At 70.0% G+C, this 18,339-nt stretch carries 15 protein-coding genes and 2 pseudogenes; 7 read left to right on the forward strand and 10 right to left on the reverse strand.

The window, feature by feature from the left end; all coding sequences use genetic code 11:
• The first annotated feature begins 125 nt into the window (after positions 1 to 125).
• Positions 126 to 1,883, forward strand: a complete 1,758-nt coding sequence (locus ABT025_RS10610; RefSeq protein ID WP_350992146.1) for a discoidin domain-containing protein — start codon at positions 126 to 128, stop codon at positions 1,881 to 1,883.
• A 19-nt stretch (positions 1,884 to 1,902) separates the two neighbouring features.
• Complete coding sequence (locus ABT025_RS10615) at positions 1,903 to 2,349, forward strand: DoxX family protein (RefSeq protein ID WP_350992343.1); 447 nt, start codon at positions 1,903 to 1,905, stop codon at positions 2,347 to 2,349.
• Between the two features lie 88 nt (positions 2,350 to 2,437).
• Here ABT025_RS10615 and ABT025_RS10620 read toward each other — a convergent pair whose 3' ends face one another.
• Positions 2,438 to 3,922: an MFS transporter gene (locus ABT025_RS10620; protein ID WP_350992149.1), complete on the reverse strand. Its 1,485-nt coding sequence runs from the start codon at positions 3,920 to 3,922 to the stop codon at positions 2,438 to 2,440.
• Between the two features lie 59 nt (positions 3,923 to 3,981).
• Between ABT025_RS10620 and ABT025_RS10625 the strand changes: the two genes are divergently transcribed.
• Positions 3,982 to 4,497 (forward strand): MarR family winged helix-turn-helix transcriptional regulator, encoded by a 516-nt coding sequence (locus tag ABT025_RS10625; RefSeq protein WP_350992152.1) that lies wholly within the window; start codon positions 3,982 to 3,984, stop codon positions 4,495 to 4,497.
• Positions 4,498 to 4,690: 193 nt separating this feature from the next.
• On the opposite strand, the gene ABT025_RS10630 is transcribed toward ABT025_RS10625, so the two are convergent.
• The 5 genes from ABT025_RS10630 to ABT025_RS10650 all read right to left on the reverse strand — a co-directional run bounded on the left by ABT025_RS10630 (position 4,691) and on the right by ABT025_RS10650 (position 9,414).
• Positions 4,691 to 5,485, reverse strand: a complete 795-nt coding sequence (locus ABT025_RS10630; protein WP_350992154.1) for an SDR family NAD(P)-dependent oxidoreductase — start codon at positions 5,483 to 5,485, stop codon at positions 4,691 to 4,693.
• Positions 5,482 to 6,642, reverse strand: a complete 1,161-nt coding sequence (locus ABT025_RS10635) for a serine hydrolase domain-containing protein (RefSeq protein ID WP_350992345.1) — start codon at positions 6,640 to 6,642, stop codon at positions 5,482 to 5,484. Before ABT025_RS10635 ends, ABT025_RS10630 begins: the two co-directional genes overlap by 4 nt.
• Positions 6,643 to 6,804: 162 nt before the next feature.
• On the reverse strand, positions 6,805 to 7,599 hold the full coding sequence (locus tag ABT025_RS10640) for an energy-coupling factor ABC transporter ATP-binding protein (protein WP_502971916.1): 795 nt from the start codon (positions 7,597 to 7,599) through the stop codon (positions 6,805 to 6,807).
• Positions 7,587 to 8,348 carry a cobalt ECF transporter T component CbiQ gene (gene cbiQ, locus ABT025_RS10645; RefSeq protein WP_350992158.1) on the reverse strand — a complete coding sequence of 254 codons (762 nt, stop codon included), beginning with the start codon at positions 8,346 to 8,348 and terminating at the stop codon, positions 7,587 to 7,589. The genes ABT025_RS10640 and cbiQ overlap by 13 nt, the downstream gene beginning before the upstream one ends.
• A gap of 1 nt (position 8,349) precedes the next feature.
• Entirely contained in the window at positions 8,350 to 9,414 is a 1,065-nt protein-coding gene (locus tag ABT025_RS10650) for an energy-coupling factor ABC transporter permease (protein WP_350992160.1), read from the reverse strand.
• 191 nt (positions 9,415 to 9,605) lie between these two features.
• Between ABT025_RS10650 and ABT025_RS10655 the strand changes: the two genes are divergently transcribed.
• Positions 9,606 to 9,959, forward strand: a complete 354-nt coding sequence (locus tag ABT025_RS10655; RefSeq protein WP_350992162.1) for an SsgA family sporulation/cell division regulator — start codon at positions 9,606 to 9,608, stop codon at positions 9,957 to 9,959.
• 234 nt (positions 9,960 to 10,193) lie between these two features.
• On the opposite strand, the gene ABT025_RS10660 is transcribed toward ABT025_RS10655, so the two are convergent.
• Together ABT025_RS10660 and ABT025_RS10665 are read right to left on the reverse strand one after the other, a co-directional pair.
• Positions 10,194 to 12,434, reverse strand: a complete 2,241-nt coding sequence (locus tag ABT025_RS10660; protein WP_350992164.1) for an MMPL family transporter — start codon at positions 12,432 to 12,434, stop codon at positions 10,194 to 10,196.
• A gap of 131 nt (positions 12,435 to 12,565) precedes the next feature.
• The gene (locus ABT025_RS10665; RefSeq protein WP_350992166.1) at positions 12,566 to 13,138 is read right to left on the reverse strand and encodes a TetR/AcrR family transcriptional regulator; all 573 of its coding nucleotides are present in this window, start codon (positions 13,136 to 13,138) and stop codon (positions 12,566 to 12,568) included.
• 168 nt (positions 13,139 to 13,306) lie between these two features.
• Here ABT025_RS10665 and ABT025_RS10670 point away from each other — a divergent pair, with 168 nt between their 5' ends.
• On the forward strand, positions 13,307 to 16,591 hold the full coding sequence (locus tag ABT025_RS10670; protein ID WP_350992168.1) for a S41 family peptidase: 3,285 nt from the start codon (positions 13,307 to 13,309) through the stop codon (positions 16,589 to 16,591).
• Between the two features lie 123 nt (positions 16,592 to 16,714).
• On the opposite strand, the gene ABT025_RS10675 is transcribed toward ABT025_RS10670, so the two are convergent.
• Both ABT025_RS10675 and ABT025_RS10680 read right to left on the reverse strand, forming a co-directional pair.
• Complete coding sequence (locus ABT025_RS10675) at positions 16,715 to 16,960, reverse strand: DUF2283 domain-containing protein (protein WP_350992170.1); 246 nt, start codon at positions 16,958 to 16,960, stop codon at positions 16,715 to 16,717.
• A gap of 69 nt (positions 16,961 to 17,029) precedes the next feature.
• Positions 17,030 to 17,317, reverse strand: a pseudogene (locus tag ABT025_RS10680) (transposase family protein); the annotation flags it as partial.
• Positions 17,318 to 17,324: 7 nt separating this feature from the next.
• On the opposite strand from ABT025_RS10680, the pseudogene ABT025_RS10685 reads away from it, so the two are divergent.
• Positions 17,325 to 17,567 (forward strand): annotated as a pseudogene (locus ABT025_RS10685) (IS5/IS1182 family transposase); the annotation flags it as partial.
• A gap of 282 nt (positions 17,568 to 17,849) precedes the next feature.
• Positions 17,850 to 18,293 (forward strand): hypothetical protein, encoded by a 444-nt coding sequence (locus tag ABT025_RS10690; RefSeq protein WP_350992172.1) that lies wholly within the window; start codon positions 17,850 to 17,852, stop codon positions 18,291 to 18,293.
• The last annotated feature ends 46 nt before the right edge of the window (positions 18,294 to 18,339 follow it).

Genomic DNA, 18,339 nt, shown 5'->3' on the forward strand with positions numbered 1-18,339 from the left:
CACACCCCACCCCCCACTCCCATCCACATCCCCACCGGACGCGGGGCCCTTTTTTCGGGCCATCTTGGAGAGCGCTCTCCAAGATCGCGTCCGTCACCCCCCTCCCCACCTGCAAGGAGCATGAAATGCACCGTCCCCCCACCCGCAGGGCCAAACGCCTCGTGGCACCGCTCGCGGCGGCGGCCCTGCTCGGCGGCGGTCTGCTCGCCGTCCAGGCGCCCGCCGCCCAGGCGGCCGGCAACGTCGTGAAGGTCACCGGTTCGCAGGGCGACTGGCAGCTGACCGTGGACGGTTCGCCGTATACGGTCAAGGGCCTCACCTGGGGCCCCTCGGTCGCCGACGCGGAAAAGTACATGCCGGACGTGAAGTCCATGGGCGTCAACACCATCCGCACCTGGGGCACCGACGCCACCAGCAAGCCGCTCTTCGACACGGCGGCGGCCAACGGCATCAAGGTGATCGCCGGCTTCTGGCTCCAGCCCGGCGGCGGCCCCGGCAGCGGTGGCTGTGTGAACTACCTGACGGACACCGAGTACAAGAACAACATGCTCGCCGAGTTCCCCAAGTGGGTCGACACCTACAAGGACAACCCCGGCGTGCTGATGTGGAACGTCGGCAACGAGTCCACGCTCGGCCTGCAGAACTGTTACGGCGGGGACGAGCTGGAGGCGCAGCGCAACGCGTACACCACCTTCGTGAACGACGTCGCGAAGAAGATCCACGCAGTCGACCCGAATCACCCGGTGACCTCCACCGACGCCTGGACGGGTGCCTGGCCGTACTACAAGAAGAACGCCCCCGACCTCGACCTGTACGCCGTCAACGCCTACAACGCCGTCTGCAACATCAAGTCCGACTGGGAGGAGGGCGGTTACGACAAGCCCTACATCGTCACCGAGACGGGCCCGGCCGGTGAGTGGGAGGTCGACGACGACGCGAACGGTGTCCCGGCCGAGCCGGCCGATGTCGCCAAGGGCGAGGGTTACGAGAAGGCGTGGGGCTGCGTCACCGGGCACACCGGGGTGGCGCTCGGCGCCACGATGTTCCACTACGGCGTCGAGGACGACTTCGGCGGCGTCTGGTTCAACCTGCTGCCCGGCGGCGAGAAGCGGCTCTCGTACTACGCCGTGAAGAAGGCGTACGGGGCGGACACCGCGGGCGACAACACCCCTCCGGTGATCACCGGCATGGAGGTGGACGGTGCCACCACCGGCGTCCCCACCGGGGGTGACGTCAGGATCAGCACCCGCACCAGCGACCCGGACGGCGATGCGATCACCTACCAGGTCCTGTTCAGCAGCAACTACATCGACCAGAACAAGGCCCTGGTCCCCGCCGAGACCAAGGACAACGGCAACGGCACCCTGACGGCGAAGGCGCCGAGCAGGACGGGCGTCTACAAGGTCTATGTGAAGGCCACGGACGGCCACGGCAACGCGGGCATCGAGACGAAGTCGGTCAAGGTGATCCCGCCCAAGGTGGACGGGACGAACGTCTCCCAGGGCAAGGCCGCCACGGCGTCCTCCTTCCAGACCGACCCGACGGGCGGCTGCCCGTGCGGTGCGGCCAACGCCGTGGACGGGAAGTTCGACACCCGCTGGGCCAGTGACTGGAGCGACCCGCAGTGGGTCCAGGTCGACCTGGGCGCCTCGACGACGTTCAAGCACGTCCAGCTCGCCTGGGACCCGGCGTTCGGCAAGGCGTACGACATCCAGACGTCCGAGGACGGACAGAACTGGACGACGGCGAAGGCGGTGACCGACGGCAACGGGGACATCGACGACATCGACGTCAACGGCACAGGCCGCTACGTGCGCGTCAACGGCACGGCCCGCGGCTCCGGTTACGGCTACTCGCTCTACGAGTTCGGCGTCTACAGCTGACAGGAGGCGGTCACTCATGATGGTCAGTCGCCTCGGGCGGGCCCGGCCCTGTGCGCTCGGCCTGTTCCGGATCGTCGTCGGGCTGCTCTTCACCTGTCACGGTGTCGCGTCCCTCTTCGGCGTGCTCGGCAGGCCGACGCTCTCCGCGGGCGCCTGGCCGGGGTGGTACGCGGCCGTCATCCAACTGGTCGGCGGCGCCCTGGTGCTGTTCGGCCTCGGTACGAGAACGGCCGCGTTCGTGGGCTCCGGATCCATGGCGTTCGCGTACTTCGACGTCCACCAGCGGGCGGGGCTGCTGCCCGTGCAGAACGGCGGCGAGGCGGCGGTCCTCTTCTGCTGGACGCTGCTGCTGCTCGTCTTCTCCGGTCCGGGCGTGCCGGCCGTGGACCGGCTGCCGGTCTTCCGCGGAGCCGGCCGAAAGAGCGCGGAGGCACGGCAGGAGCAGCACCTGGGCGTACCCGCCTGAGGGGACGGGTACGCCCGCGCACCGGCCTCCCGGGACTGCCCCCGGGGGGCCGGTGCCGCGCCGCGTCCGTCCGCCCGCCGCCCTGCCGTCACACCGCGGCGTCCGCTTCCGCCCCCGCGTACTCCTCGCCCTCGGGCCGGGCCTTCTTCGGCAGCAGGAGGGTGACGGCGAGGAACGCCACCAGCAGGCAGGCCTGAGCGATCAGCGCGTGGCGGAAGCCGGTGTCGAACTCGCCGGCCCCCGCCCGGTCGAAGAACACCGAGCCGAAGACGGCCACCCCGATCGAGCCGCCGATGGACTGCACCGCGGTCAGGACTCCGGAGGCGGAACCGATCTCGCTGTCGTCGACGGCGGCGAGGATGAAGCTGAACAGGGCGGCGATCACCATGCCCGCGCCGATGCCGGAGACGGCCACGCCGGGCACGATGCCCCAGAGGGAGAACGAGCCGTCGGCGCCGAGCTCGTACCAGAGCAGTCCGGCGCCCGCGAGCTGCACGAGCGGGCCGATCTGCAGGACCGCCCGGCCGATCCGCTCGGCGAGGAACGCACCGCTGACCGCGCCGCCGATCGCGGTCCCCACAGCGAGCGGCAGATTACCGAGACCGGCCTCACCCGCGGTGAAGTGCTGTCCGATCTGGAGATAGAGGGTCAGTACGAGCTGGCTGCCGACCAGCCCGCCGAAGAACAGTGCGATCCCGCCGAGCCCCACCGTGAACGCGGGCTTGCGCAGCAGCGCGGGTGTCACCAGCGGCTCGCGCCCACGGGCCGCGGTGCGGCGTTGCTGAAGTGCGAACGCGGCGAACCCGAGGACGGACGCGGCCATGGACAGCCAGGTCCACAGCGGCCAGCCGGACTCCTGGCCCTGGTTCAGCGGCAGGACCAGCAGGGCGCAGGACAGGGCCACCAGGGCGGCGCCCACGCCGTCGACGACCACCGTGCGGTCGCCCGGCTTCTTGGGGACGACCTTCGCCGCGACGATCAGCGCGGCGATGCCGATGGGCAGGTTGACCAGGAACACCAGCCGCCAGCCCAGGCCCAGGAAGTCGCCCTGGATCAGTCCGCCGCCCAGGACCGGTCCGACGATGCCGCCCAGTCCGAGGACGGGTCCGAAGATGCCGAAGACCTTGGTGAGTTCGGCGCCGGAGAAGTTCTCCCGCAACAGGCCGAGGCCCTGCGGCAGGAGCATCGCACCCGCGGTGCCCTGGAGCAGCCGGAAGGCGATCAGCGACCCGATGTCCGGTGCGCACGCGCAGAGCAGCGAGGTGAGGGTGAAGGCGGCGAGGCCGGTCAGGAACATCCGGCGGCGGCCGTACCGGTCGCCGAGCCTCCCGCCGAGGATCAGGCCCGCGCCCAGGGTGAGTGCGTAGCCCCCGATCACCCACTGGAGGCCGACGGGGCCCGCCCCGAGGGACCTTTCCAGTTCGGGTCCGGCCACATTGACGATGGACGCGTCCAGCAGGTCCATGATCTCCGCGACGAGCATCACCGCCAGGATCATCCAGCGCCAGCGGTACGGGGGCTTCCCCGCCCGGTCCACGGCCGGGACGGGGGCCACGATCGGTTCCGCACCCATTTTACCTCAGATCATTGATTACCAATATTCTTAGCAATATCGAGAGTATCCTGAGCCGCATGGATGTCAAACCGCCCGTCGCCACCGGCCCCACTGCCCCCACCGGCCCCGCCGAGGACGCACCCGCGCCCGCAGGCTCCGGGACGACCGGTGGCGCCATCAGGGAGCAGCTGCGGAATCTGACGCTCAGGCAGCAGCGGTTCGAGCGCCATCTGGGGCGGCAGCTGCACGTGGACGCGGCGGGGCTCGCCGTGATGGACCACCTCGTCAACGTCGGACCGACGACGCCCACCGAGCTCGCCCGCAGGCTGGACGCCTCGACCGCGGCGACGACCCTGGTGATCGACCGGCTCGTCGCGGGCGGCCACGCCACCCGCGAGCCGCACCCCACCGACCGCCGCAAGGTGATCGTCACCCCGGCCGAGCACTGGGGCGCCACGGCCTACGGTCACGTGGCGCCGGTCATCGAGGGCGTCACCGAGGCCGCCGCGGAGCTCTCTCCGGACGAACAGGCGGTCGTGGCGGCGTTCTTGGAGCGGATCGTGGGCGTGTACGACGACGCGACGAACCGCTGAACCCGCCACCCCCGGTCCAACGTGAGCTCGGTCCGACGAACCGCCGAGCCCGCCACCCCGGTCCGACGCGAGCTCGGTCCGACGAACCGCCGAGCCCACCCCGGTCCGACGCGAGCTCGGCCCGCAGGCTCAGAACTCCGCAGGCTCAGAACTCCGCAAGATCAGTCCTCCGCGAGCCCAGGCCTCCGCGAGCTCAGTCCTCCGCGACCGCCCGCAGGAAGCCCGTGTTCACCGCGGTCAGTCCGCCGTCCACCCTCAGCGTCGTCCCGGTGACCCAGGCGGCGTCGCGGGAGGCGAGGAAGGCCACGGCGCCCGCGATGTCCTCCGGTTCGCCTACCCGGCCGAGCGGGTAGAGGCCGCTGACCCGGGAGAGTTCGGCGTCGCGGCCCGCCCAGGCGTCGGTGCGGATCGTGCCGGGCATGACCAGGTTGACCCGCACCCCGCGCGGTCCGGCGTGGCCGGCGAGCGTACGGGTCAGGCTGGCCAGGCCCGCCTTGGCGGCGCTGTAGGCGTGGTTGCCGAAGGACTGCTCGCCGTTGACCGATCCGATGGTGACGATCGCGCCCCGGCCGGACTCCACCAGATGCGGCAGCGCGGCGCGCGCACACCGGTAGGCGCCGCTGAGGGTGACGTCCAGGTCGCGCTGCCAGGACTCGTCCGGCTCGTCCTCGAAGAGCGCGGCATCGGGGGTGCACGCGTACGCGTTGTTCACCAGTACGTCGAGCCCGCCGAACACCGAGACGGCGTGGGCCACCGCCGCCTCGACCGCCGTCCGGTCCGTCACGTCGCAGGCCAGCGCCTCGGCCTCGCCGCCGCTCTCCCGGATCTCCGCGGCCGCGTGCGCTGCCCGCTCGCCGTCCAGGTCGGTGACCAGAACGCGGGCGCCCTCCGCGGCCAGCCGGCGGGCGGTGGCGGCGCCGATGCCCTGGCCGGCCCCGGTGAGGAGAGCGCTGTATCCGTCGAATCGCGTGAGAGCGGCAGAAGTCATAGCGCCGAACGTACTGCGCGCACCAGCGCCTGGGCACGGGGGTCGGCGGTGACTCCCTTCTGCAGACCGTTCGTCACATAGCCGAAGGCGATGCCGGATTCGGGGTCGGCGAAGCCCAGTGAACCGCCCCGGCCCGGGTGGCCGAAGGAGCCCGGGGAGAGGAGCGGGGAGGCCGACCCGTGGAGCATGTAGCCGAGGCCGAACCGGGTGTTGACGACCAGGACCCGGTCCGGGCCGGCCGACTCCTCGGTGCGGGCCAGGGTGAGGGTGGCCGGGGCGAACAGCCGGTGGCCGTCGACCGGGCCGATCATCGCCGCGTAGCACCGGGCCAGGCCGCGGGCGGTGGCGATGCCGTTGGACGCGGGGAGTTCGGCGGCCCGGTAGCCGGCGTCGTTCTCGTCGGGGAACGGGTCGATCGCGCCGAACGCCCGGCGGGTCAGCGAGTCCGGGTCGCGGTAGGCGTCGACGACCGAGCGCTTGGGGCGCATCCGCAGTGCGCCCGTGCCGTCCCCGGCGGGCGGCTCGACCTGGCCGATCCGGCCCACCCGGTGCGCCTCGTCGGCAGGGATCCCGAACCAGAAGTCCAGGCCGAGCGGGCGGGCGATCTCCTCGGCGACCCAGCGGCCGATGGTCCGCCCGGTGACGCGGCGCACCAGTTCACCGACGAGCCAGCTGTAGGTCTGCGCGTGGTAGCCGTGGTCGGTGCCGGGCTCCCACTGGGGGCTCTGGGCGGCGACCGCCTGCGGCCCGCTCACCCCGTCGGCCGCCTCGTCGGGCGTCAGCGGCCGGTCCAGGGCCGCGATCCCGGCCCGGTGGGCGAGGAGATGACGGACGAGGACGCGTTCCTTGCCGTTCGCCTTGAACTCCGGCCAGTACGTGCCGACCGGGGCGTGCAGGTCGATCTGGCCGCGCTGGTGCAGCAGCAGCGGGACGGCGGCGGCGATGCCCTTGCCCGCCGAGCGGACGACCTGCACGGTGTCGACGGCCCACGGTTCGACGCCGTCGACGTCTCTGGTGCCGGCCCACAGGTCGACGACCTTCCGACCGTGCCGGTAGACGGTGACCGCTGCCCCGCGGTCCCCGCGCTGCTCGAAGTTACGGATGAAAGCATCCCGGACCGGTTCGAATCCGGGCGCTGCCGTGCCCCGTACGTCCACGCCTGTTCCTGCGCTCCCGCTCATCCCCCCATGGTGCATTGCGCCGCAGGTCGGACGAGGGGCGGGTCACCCGATGTTCACCGTCACGGAACACGAACCCACAGGGAACACGAACCGTCACGGAACCCACAGGGAACGCGAACCCTCATGGGACACCGGCCGTCACGGAACACGAACGGTTACCGAGCGCGGGTCGAACCCGAAGGGGAGCTCCAGCCGGTGGGCGCGCATCAGTTCCTCGTCGCACAGGAGGTCCTGGGTGCGGTCGTCGGCGGCGATGACGCCCTCGCTGAGGATGACCGCGCGGCCGCAGAGCTCCAGGGCGTACGGCAGGTCGTGCGTCACCATCAGCACGGTGACGTCCAACGCGCGCAGGATGTCGGCGAGTTCGCGCCGGGAGGCCGGGTCGAGGTTGGAGGAGGGTTCGTCCAGGACGAGGATCTCCGGTCGCATGGCGAGGACCGTGGCGACGGCGACACGGCGGCGCTGGCCGAAGGAGAGGTGGTGCGGCGGCCGGTTCGCGTACTCCTCCATGCCGACCTGCTTGAGCGCCTCGGTGACGCGCTCCTCCAGTTCGGCGCCGCGCAGCCCGCCGGCCGCGGGGCCGAAGGCGACGTCCTCGCGGACGGTGGGCATGAAGAGCTGGTCGTCGGGGTCCTGGAAGACGATGCCGACGCGGCGGCGGATCTCGGCGAGGTTGCGCTTGTCGACCGGGAGCCCGGCGACCCGGACGCTGCCGGCGCCGGCGTCGAGGATGCCGTTGAGGTGGAGGACGAGGGTGGTCTTGCCGGCCCCGTTCGGGCCCAGCAGGGCGACGCGCTCGCCGCGGGCGACGGTCAGGTCGACGCCGAAGAGCGCCTGGTGGCCGTCGGGGTAGGCGTAGGCGAGACCGCTGACCTCGAGGGACGGCGGCGGGGTCGGTTCGGGGGCGGCTTGCGGCTGGCTCATACGGTCCATCCCAGCAGACAGACGACGAGGGCGAGCAGGGGGAGTACCGAGGCGTACGCCCACTGGGTGCGCGAGGCCGTCACCTCGTCGATGACCGGCATGGAGCCGGTGTAGCCGCGGCTGACCATCGCGAGATGGACGCGTTCGCCGCGCTCGTACGACCGGATGAACAGGGCGCCCGCCGACTTTCCCAGGACACCCCACTGCCGTATGCCGCGCGCCTCGAATCCGCGCGAACGGCGGGCGATGGACATCCGGCGCATCTCGTCGGTGATCACATCGCCGTACCGGATCATGAAGGAGGCGATCTGGACGAGCAGCGGGGGCAGCTTCAGACGCTGGAGGCCGAGCAGCAGGGAGCGCAGTTCGGTGGTGGAGGCGAGGAGCACGGAGGCGGCGACGCCGAGGGTGCCCTTGGCGAGGACGTTCCAGGCGCCCCAGAGTCCGGGGACGCTGACGGAGAGGCCGAGGACGTGTGTCTGCTCGCCGGGTACGACGAACGGCATGAGCAGGGCGAACGCGACGAACGGCACCTCGATCAGCAGCCGCTTGAGCAGGAAGCCGGCCGGGATGCGGGCCGCGGCGGTGGCGCCCGCGATCAGCAGCGCGTACAGCCCGAAGGCCCATACCGCTTCGCGCGGGGTGGTGACGACGACCACGACGAAGGCGAAGACCGCGGCGAGCTTGCAGTGCGGCGGCAGGTCGTGGACCGGCGAGTGCCCGTGCCGGTAGAGCTTGTGGGCGTGGCCCGCGCCCATCTCAGACCTTCTCGTCGGTACGGGAGTCGCGGTCCGCGGGCTCGTCGTCCGCACGGCGGCGACGGCTGACCACGTAGAACGCGCCGCTGCCGACGACGAGGGTGGCGCCGACGCCGATCACTCCGGCCAGTCCGCCGGACATCCGGGCGTCGGAGACGTCCTTGACGCCGTAGTCGGCGAGCGGGGAGTCCTTGGCTGCGTGGTCCTTGGCCTCCTTGTCGATGCCCTGGTCGGTGGCGACCTTCTCCAGGCCGTCCGGGTTCGCGGAGGCGTAGAAGGAGACGAAGCCGGCCAGGACGAGGGCGGTGACCAGGCCGGTTGCCCACAGGCCCTTGGTGGAGCGGTGGGCGGCGGCGGGCTCGCGTGCGGGAGCGGGGGCGTCGACGAGTTCACCGTCGACACGGAGCTTGAGGGGGGCGGTGAGGCCGCGGGCTCCGTGGACCAGGTCGGGGCGGACGGCGATGACGGCGCCGACGGTCAGCGCGGTGATCGCGGCCTCACCGATACCGATCAGGACGTGGACCCCGACCATCGCGGTGAAGACCTTGCCGATCGGGATGTCGGTGGTGCCGCCGATCCAGTACATCAGCGTGAAGGCGGCGGCGGCCGCCGGTACGGAGACAAGCGCGGCGACGAAGGACGCGGCGGTCATGGAGCGGCGGGTGCGCGGCAGCACGCCGACCAGGCCGCGGAAGAGGGCGTACGCGACGACGGTGGTCACGACGCCCATGTCGAGGACGTTCACGCCGAGCGCGGTGAGCCCGCCGTCGGCGAAGAGGATGCCCTGCATCAGCAGGACGACGGATATGCAGAGGATCCCGGTGTACGGCCCGACCAGGATCGCGGCCAGCGCCCCGCCGAGCAGGTGCCCGCTGGTGCCGGCCGCGACGGGGAAGTTCAGCATCTGCACGGCGAAGATGAAGGCGGCGACCAGCCCGGCCAGCGGCGCGGTGCGCTCGTTCAGCTCGCGCCGGGCCCCCTTCAGGCTGACGGCCACGGCTCCGGCGGCCACGACTCCGGCGACGGCGGAGACGGGTGCGTTGATGAATCCGTCGGGTACATGCATGGTGGCGGCTCCGCTTCCTGCGTTCCTGCATTGCTGCGCGGGGTCATGAACCTCTCAATGATAGGGCCTTGTTGCGAACACTTCGCAAGAGCACGTCTGTCACAACTACCCAGTGTTCTCATAGTGCCTTTTTACGAAAATATGGGACATTGGATGACGAAGATGAATATGTAAACAGGAGGAGCCGGCCCATGTCCCCCGTGATCAAAGAACATGCCCGCGCCCGGCTCGTCACCGACGCCCGCGACCTGCCCGCGGTCCCGGTCGAGCTGCGTCACGACTCCGCCGACGCCCCCGGCACCATCCTTGTCGCCTTCCCCGGCGGCTCGGAGTGGGCCGTCGCCCGCGATCTGCTGGAGCGCGGGCTGCGCTCCCCCGTCGAAAGCGACAGTTTCCGGATCTGGCCGTGCGGCCGCGCCCAGCTGGTGGTCGAACGCCACGCGGCGGGCGGCGTCGAGGTGGTGCAGTTCGACAGCGCGCCGCTGATCCGCTTCCTCCGGCGCACGCACCGCGAGGCCCCCAGGGCCGAGACCGCGCCCGCCTGATCCACCTCGTGGCCGCCTGCCCACCACGTGGCCGCCGCCGCAGATGACCGCCGCCACACCCCGTGGCCGCCTGCCCACCCCGTGGCCGTCGGCCCACCTCATGCCGAGAGCCCCCGTGCACATGTGCACGGGGGCTCTCGTCGCCCCGGTCCCCCGTCCCCACAGGTAACCGGCGCTTCCGGGGCCGCGTTCCGCTCAGACGCGGCCCCGGAGGTCAGCGGCTCACGTACCGGTTCAGACGCGGGTCAGCTCACGCTCGCCGCCCGCGTCCGGACCGGCGTCGCCCGCATCGCCGTCGCCGGAGGTGGTGGCGAGCTCCTTGCGCAGGCCCTCGCCCTCGACGTCGACGTTGGGCAGCACCCGGTCCAGCCAGCGCGGCAGCCACCAGGCACGCTTCCCGAGCAGGGCGAGGACCGCGGGCACGATGGCCATGCGGACGACGAACGCGTCGAAGAAGACGGCGATGGCGAGCGAGAAGCCGATCATCTTGATCATCGACTCGCTGGAGCCGATGAATCCGGAGAAGACCGCCATCATGATCACGGCCGCGGCCGTGACGACCCTGGCCCCGTGCTTGAAGCCGGTGACGACGGCCTGGCCGGGCTTCTCGCCGTGCACGTACGCCTCACGCATCCGGGTCACGAGGAAGACCTCGTAGTCCATCGCGAGACCGAAGACGACACCCACCATGAAGATCGGCATCATCGACATGATCGGACCGGTCTGCTCGACCCCGAACAGTCCGCCGAGCCAGCCCCACTGGAAGACCGCGACGACCGCGCCCAGGGCCGCGACGACCGAGAGCAGGAAGCCGAGCGCAGCCTTCAGCGGCACCAGGATCGACCGGAAGACGACCATCAGCAGCAGGAAGGCGAGGCCGACGACGAGCGCCAGGTACGGCAGCAGCGCGTCGTTCATCTTCTGCGAGAAGTCGATGTTCATCGCGGTGGCGCCGGTGACCAGCACCTCGGCGCCGGTGTCGGACTTGATGTCCTTGCCCGCGTCACGGATCGCGTGGACCACGTTCTCCGTCTCGACGGAGCTCGGCCGGTCCTTCGGGACGACGGTGATCATCGCCGCGTCGCCGGCCTTGTTGAAGGTGGCCGGGGTGACGGCGACGACACCCTTCATGCCGGAGATCTCGTCACCGACCTGCTTGGCGGCGGTCTTGCCGTCGGAGCTGCCCGCCGTGTCGACGACGACCAGCAGCGAGCCGTTGAAACCGGGGCCGAAGCCCTCGGAGAGCAGGTCGTAGGCGCGGCGCTGGGTGGTGCTGGTGGGCTGGGAGCCGTCGTCCGGCAGGCCCATCTCCAGCGACGCGGCCGGTACGGCGATCGTGCCCAGGCCGATCACACCGACCAGCAGCACCCACACCGGCTTGCGCAGCACGAACCGCGCCCAGCGGGTGCCCATGTTCGGCTTGGCGTCGGGCTTGTTCTCCGCCTCGGCGGCCTGGCGCGCCTTGCGTCCCATGATCCGCTTGCCCACGAAGCCCAGCATGGCCGGGACGAGGGTGAGGGCGATGAGGACGGCGATCGCGACCGTGCCGGCCGCGGCGAAGCCCATCTTCGACAGCATCGGGATGTTGACGACCGCGAGACCGACCAGGGCGATGACGACGGTGAGCCCGGCGAAGACGACCGCGGAACCCGCGGTGCCGACCGCACGTCCGGCCGCTTCCTCGCGCTCCCGGCCCTCGGCCAGTTCGGCACGGTAGCGGGAGACGATGAAGAGCGCGTAGTCGATGCCGACCGCGAGGCCGATCATCATGGCGAGGGTCGAGGTGGTGGAGCCCAGGTCCAGCACATTGGCCAGCGCGGTGATCGACGAGACGCCGATGCCGACACCGATCAGGGCGGTGAGCAGCGGCAGCCCCGCCGCGATGAGCGAGCCGAAGGTGATGACCAGGACCACCGCGGCCAGCGCGATGCCGACGACCTCGGTGGCACCGGTCTCCGGCATCACCTGGAGCGCGTCACCGCCGATCTCCACGGTCATCCCGCTCTTCTGCGCCGCCTCGCCCGAGTCCTCCAGGGCCTCCCGGGTCGCGTCGGTCAGCTCCATCGAGTTGACCTCGTACGTCACCGAGATGTACGCGGTCGAACCGTCCTTGGAGACGGCCTTTCCCGCATACGGGTCGACGACCGAGGCGATCTGGTCCGAGCCGGACTTCAGCTCACCGGTGATCTTTTTGACCTCGGCCTTGTTGGCCGGGTCCGTCATCTTCTCGCCCTCGGGGGCCTTGAAGACGATGCGCGCGGTCGCGCCGTCGGCGCTGGCGGCGGGGAACCTCTGTTCCAGCAGGTCGAAGGCCTTCTGCGCCTCCGTACCCGGGATCGAGAAGGAGCTGGAGGTGGCGGTGGACGCGGTGGCCGCGCCGAATCCGGCGAGTGCCAGCAGTGCCACCCAGATCAGGGCGACATAGCGGCGGCGCCGGAAGGCGAGCCGTCCGAGTTTGTAGAGGAATGTGGCCACGGAGGCGTACTCCCGGTCGGGTCGTTGAGTGGAAATGGGCGTGAGGAACCACCCCGACGACGAGAGCGGCGTGTCAGGTGGGGCTTGGGGAGGGGGCCGTACGTATGCCGTGGGGACGGCGGGGACGGCTGTCAGACTCCGAGAGCGGGGAGAATCACGGAGTCGACGTAGTCGGAGAGGAACGCCTGATCCACCGGGCGGTCCTCGACCAGCTGCCGAGCGGCGAACGCGCCGATCAGCATGTGAGGCAGGTACTTCAGCGCCGGATTGTCCGGACGCACTTCCCCTCGGTCCACGGCTCGTCGGAGCAGCAGGTCGAGACCGGTCATCTCCGGTTCGATCAGCAGCTCGCGCAGGGCCTGCAGGAGATCGGGGTTCTCATGGACGGCATGGCTCAGGCCCCGCATCAGCGCGGAGTCCTTCTCCATCTGACAGTCGTCACTGCGGCCCAGGACGGCGTGGAAGTCACCGCGCAGCGAGCCGGTGTCGACATCGCTGAGGGATACGGGCTTGTTGTGCCGCATGGCCGTGACGACGAGCTCGGGCTTGCTCCCCCACTGGCGGTAGAGGGTGGCCTTGCTGGAACGGGTACGAGCGGCGACGGCGTCCATCGTGAGCGCGTCGTAGCCGACCTCGCGGAGCAGGTCGAGCACGGCGGCGTACAGCTCGCTCTCACGCTCGGGCGTGAGCCGTGTGCGTGCCATGGGTCGACCTCCTGTTCCCTGAGCTCGGGTGGTCCGTACGTCAGCCAATCGAACGAAACTGTTTCGTACACATCGACGGTACCCCGCACACCCAGCGAAACGAAATCGTTTCGCTTGTGTTCCGCACCACAAGTTGCCGCACCCCCCTCGCACGGAAAGCATTGGGGGGTGAGTGACGACGTCTCGTATCTCCGGTTCCCGCACCTCCACGACGATCTGCTCTGCTTCGCCGCCGAGGACGATCTCTGGGTGGCCCCCCTCGTCCCCGAGGGCGAGGTGCCGGGACGCGCCTGGCGTGTGACCGTCGACCGCACCAGGGTCAGCCATCCACGCTTCTCCCCCGACGGGACCCGGATCGCCTACACGACCTGGCGCAGCCTCGACCCGGAGATCCATCTGGCGCCCGTCGCCGGTGGCCCGGCCCGCCGGCTCACCTACTGGGGATCGACCGACGCCCGCGTCTGCGGCTGGACCTCCGACCCCGGGGACACCGCGCAGATCCTCGCCGTGTCCTCGCACCGGCAGCCGTTCTCGTACTTCTCCTGGGCCTACAGCGTGCCCACGGACGGCAGCCCCGGCGGCCGACTCCCCTGGGGCCCGGTCTCGGACATCGCCGTCGCCGACATCGACGGCGAGCGCCGCACCCTGCTGCTCACCGGAAAGCCGCCGCACGAGCCGGCCGCCTGGAAGCGGTACCGGGGCGGCGCGACCGGCCGGCTGTGGCTGCACGGCGAGCGGCTGCTCCCGGACATCGGCGGGCACCTCGACTCCCCGATGTTCGTCGGCGGCCGCATCGCCTTCCTCTCCGACCACGAGGGCGTCGGCAACCTCTACTCCTGCCTGCCCGACGGCACCGATCTGCGCCGGCACACGGACCACGACGCGTTCTACGCCCGGCACGCCTCCAGCGACGGGCGGCGGGTCGTCTACCAGTGCGCGGGCGAGGTGTGGCTGGTCGACGACCTGGAGTCCCCCGATGCCGTGCCCCGGAAGCTGGAGGTCCGCCTCGGCGGCCCACGCGCGGGGCGTCGTACGTACCAGGTACCGGCCGCCAGCAACATCGACTCCCTCTCCGTGGACGAGACCGGCCGCGCCAGCGCCGTCGCGGTACGCGGCAGCCTGTACTGGCTCACCCACCGCGACGGCCCCGCCCGCACCATCTCGGACACCCCGGGCGTCCGCGTCCGGCTGCCGGAGATGCTGGGCAGCGGCGGCAAGGTCGCGTACGTCACCGACGCGGACGGCGAGGACGCGATCGAGATCGCCTACCTGCCGCGCGCCAGCGGCGACCGCCCACAGCTGCGGCTCGCCTCCGGCCTGCTCGGCCGGGTCCAGGAGCTGATCGCCGACGCCGACGGCGAACGCCTCGCGATCGCCACGCACGACGGCCGGCTGCTCCTCCTGGACACCGACGAGGAGACGTCCACCGGCGAGCCCACCGAACTGATCCGCTCCGTCAACGGCCCGGTCCGCGATCTGGCGTTCTCCCCGGACGGCGCCTGGCTGACCTGGTCGCACCCGGGCATCGGCCGCTCGCTGCGCAAGATCAAGCTGGCCCGTATCCAGGGCCCCGGCGCCCCCACGATCGTCGATGTCACCAACGGCCGCTTCGAGGACGAGAACCCCGTCTTCACGGGCGACGGCCGCTATCTCGCCTTCCTCTCCTGGCGCGGCTTCGACCCGGTGTACGACGTCCACACCGGCGACCTCTCCTTCCCGCTCGGCTGCCGCCCGTACCTGGTTCCGCTCTCCTCGGCGACCCCCTCCCCATTCGCCCTCTCCCCCGACGGGCGTCCCGCCGCGGGCGGCCTCGACCCACTGGACTCCGACGAGGCGGAGACGGCCGAGGGCTCCACGGTCTCCGTCGAGTTCGAGGGCCTGGAGAGCCGGGTCACGCCGTTCCCGGTCTCCGCCTCCAAGTACTCGGCGCTGTACCCGGTCAGCGGCGGCGGCCTGGTCTGGCTGCGCTGGCCGATCTCCGGTGCGCTCGGCGAGACGTTCGCCAACCCGGCGGACATGTCGGGCCGCCCGACGCTGGAGTACTTCAACATCGCCAAGGCGAAGAAGACCGAACTCGTCGACCACCTCGACTGGTTCGCCGTCAGCGGCGACGCCTCCCGCCTCGTCGTCATGGACGACGGCGAGCTCCGCGCCGTCCCCGCGACCGAGCCCGGCGACAACGACTCCACGGTCTACATCGACCTGCGCCGCATCCTTCACGAGGCCGACCCGCCGGCGGAGTGGCGAGGGGCGTACGCCGAGGCCGGCCGCCTCATCCGCTCCTACTTCTGGGAGCCGGACATGTGCGGCATCGACTGGCCGGCGATCCTCGACCAGTACCGCCCCCTGGTAGAACGCGTCTCCACCCCGGACGAGTTCGCCGACCTCCTCCGCGAAGTCCTGGGCGAACTGGGCACGTCCCACGCCTACGTCTCCCCCGCCCGCCGCAACGAGGGCCCCCCGCACTACCAGCGGGCGATCGGTCTGCTCGGCGCCAACTTCACGTGCCGGGACGGCGACTGGACCCTCCTGCGCATCCTGCCCGGCGACTCCTCGGACTCCAAGGCCCGCTCCCCGCTGGCCGGTACGGGCATCCGCGAGGGCGCGGTCCTCACCCACATCGACGGCCGCCCGGTCGACCCGGTCACCGGCCCCTACCCCCTGCTCTCAGCGGCGGGCGGCACCACGGTCGAGCTGACGTTCCGCCCCGCCGAGGGCGGCGGCCGCTCCCGCCGCGTCGCGATCGTCCCCCTGGTCGACGAACGCCCCCTGCGCTACCAGGACTGGGTCGCCAAACGCCGCGAAGTCGTACGCGACCTGAGCGGCGGCCGCTGCGGCTACCTCCACATCCCCGACATGGGCGGCTCCGGCTGGGCCCAGTTCAACCGCGACCTCCGCCTGGAGGTCTCCCGCCCGGCCCTGATCGTCGACGTACGCGGCAACGCGGGCGGCCACATCAGCGAACTCGTCGTCGAAAAACTCACCCGCACGATCCTCGGCTGGGACCTCACCCGAGACGCCCAACCCGTCTCGTACGCCTCCAACGCCCCCCGAGGCCCGGTGGTCGCGCTGGCCGACGAGGCGACATCCTCCGACGGCGACATGATCACCGCCGCGTTCCGCCTGCTGAAGCTCGGCCCGGTGGTGGGCCAGCGCACCTGGGGCGGGGTCGTCGGCATGACGGGCCGCCACCGCCTGGGCGACGGCACAGTGATCACGGTCCCGATGAACGCCGCCTGGTTCGACACGTACGGCTGGTCGGTCGAGAACCACGGCGTCGAACCGGACCTGGAGGCGCTGCGTACGCCGCTGGACTGGGCGGAGGGGCGGCATGCGGTGCTGGACGACGCGGTGCGGGTTGCGTTGGATTTGTTGGACGCGCACCCGCCGGCTACGCCGCCTACTTATGACACGGCTCCGGACAGGCGGCGGCCGCCGTTGCCGCCGCGATAGGGGGCGGGTCTGCGCAACGACCGGGGGCACATAAGGCGTCGGCTCATCGGCCGTTCAGAGCTCACACCAAGATCTCATTGAGCCCGTTCCAACCTGTTCGCCGCGAGCATGGTCCTCGGCTGGTCATGCACCTTCGGTGTCAAGTCGCTCCGCGGACTGGAGCAGGTACTCGGGCAGTTTCGAACTGGCCGCCAATACCTCGATGCCGATGAGGCGGCCCTGCTCGTCGAAGTCGAGGTTGATCATGCCGTCGACGTCCACTGGATCGCAGGGATACATGCGCGCGGACTTCACGCGGGCCTGCGGTTCGGTGAGGTATAGGTACGCTGCGTTGACGGTCTTGTCGTAGGTGACTCTGACGACTGTCACGATGAGCGGTCTCTCTTGCTGTCGTTGACGGTGGCGCTGCCCTTGTCCATGCATCCGGCCGCAGCAATCTCAGACTGCCGTGGCGAGGTTCAAGGCCAGGAGAGCCTTGCCGATGTCGGTGATGTGGGTGGTGCTGCAACGGAGTTCGCGCAGGAGCCGCCAGCTCTTCAGGGTGGCGTTGGCCTGTTCTCCGACTGCTCGGATCCTGGCGTGGGAGGAGTTCACCGCCTGCTATCCGGCTGGGAGCATGCTCCAGCGGCCCCGGCAAGACACCCGAATCGCCGCCTGAGCTCCCTGATAGCCCTTGTCGGCCCACATCCGGATGCCGGCTTGGGTGAGCGCTTCGATGATGCCGTGGTGCGCGCGGCCTGGGGCGAACAAGGCGGAACAAGGCGTCGGCGGACCCGTCCGGGTCACATTCCGGGGCCGCCGCCCGAAGAGATGGAAGCGCCGTCACAACAGCAGCCACGCCAAGATCCGCTGCCTCGGCGAGCAGGCCATGGCGGCCCTCAAGGGCTGGAACCTCCTGCGGGAGATCCGCTGCAGCACCAACCGGATCACCGACATCGTGAAGGCCACCCTCGCCCTTCCTCACGTATCAACGTGAGGCCGGAAGGACTCGGTCCACCGGAACCATCAAGGATTTTTGTCTGAAAACGAACCCAACCCGGCCCTTTATGCCCCATTCACGTTAAATCTCGCAACACATTTACAGTCATCGAAAATTGATCCTTGCGTGAAGAAGATGTGTAAATTATGATCATTACGAAAATTCGAATAGTCGCTAATGACCTCTATCGACAGGCGAAATTCCCGCATGCGGTCAATTCGTCATGCTCGAAAGATGCCCCATCGCGAAACCCCGGAAAGAATCACGGAAGGAATTTAAATGCATAGATCTGCACGTTCTCTCGCAATGATCCCTGCTCTGCTCATGGTTCTCGGTGCAGCAGGCAGTGCAACCGCCGCTGAGGAGGGCGGCGTGTCGGTCCAGACTGCAGGATGCCCCGGGGACGGTAACTTCGGATACGGCTCCGTGTGCACGTCCCTTTCAAGCGGTGCCGTTTTCCACAGCAAGACGGTGAACGGTTCCGGAAATACGGTAATAACTACCCGGTACAAGAAGACCAGCGGATCGTCCATCACTGCAAAACTGGGATACACGTACGCCGGCACCACGTACTGGGGTTCCACTTTCACTCAGTCATCTGGCACTGAAAAGACAAAGACTTGGACACGCACCGGTGACGTATTCAAGTGCAGGGCAACCGTCGGGATAATGAACGTAAGCGGTCAGGGGAACTTCCAGACTCCGGTCTCACAATACTGCTGACACGAAATATCCGACCCGCTCCTCACGCCCTGCCTGCAGGGCGTGA

This window comes from Streptomyces sp. NPDC002809 (genome assembly GCF_040295435.1).
In the GTDB taxonomy this organism is placed as follows: domain Bacteria; phylum Actinomycetota; class Actinomycetes; order Streptomycetales; family Streptomycetaceae; genus Streptomyces.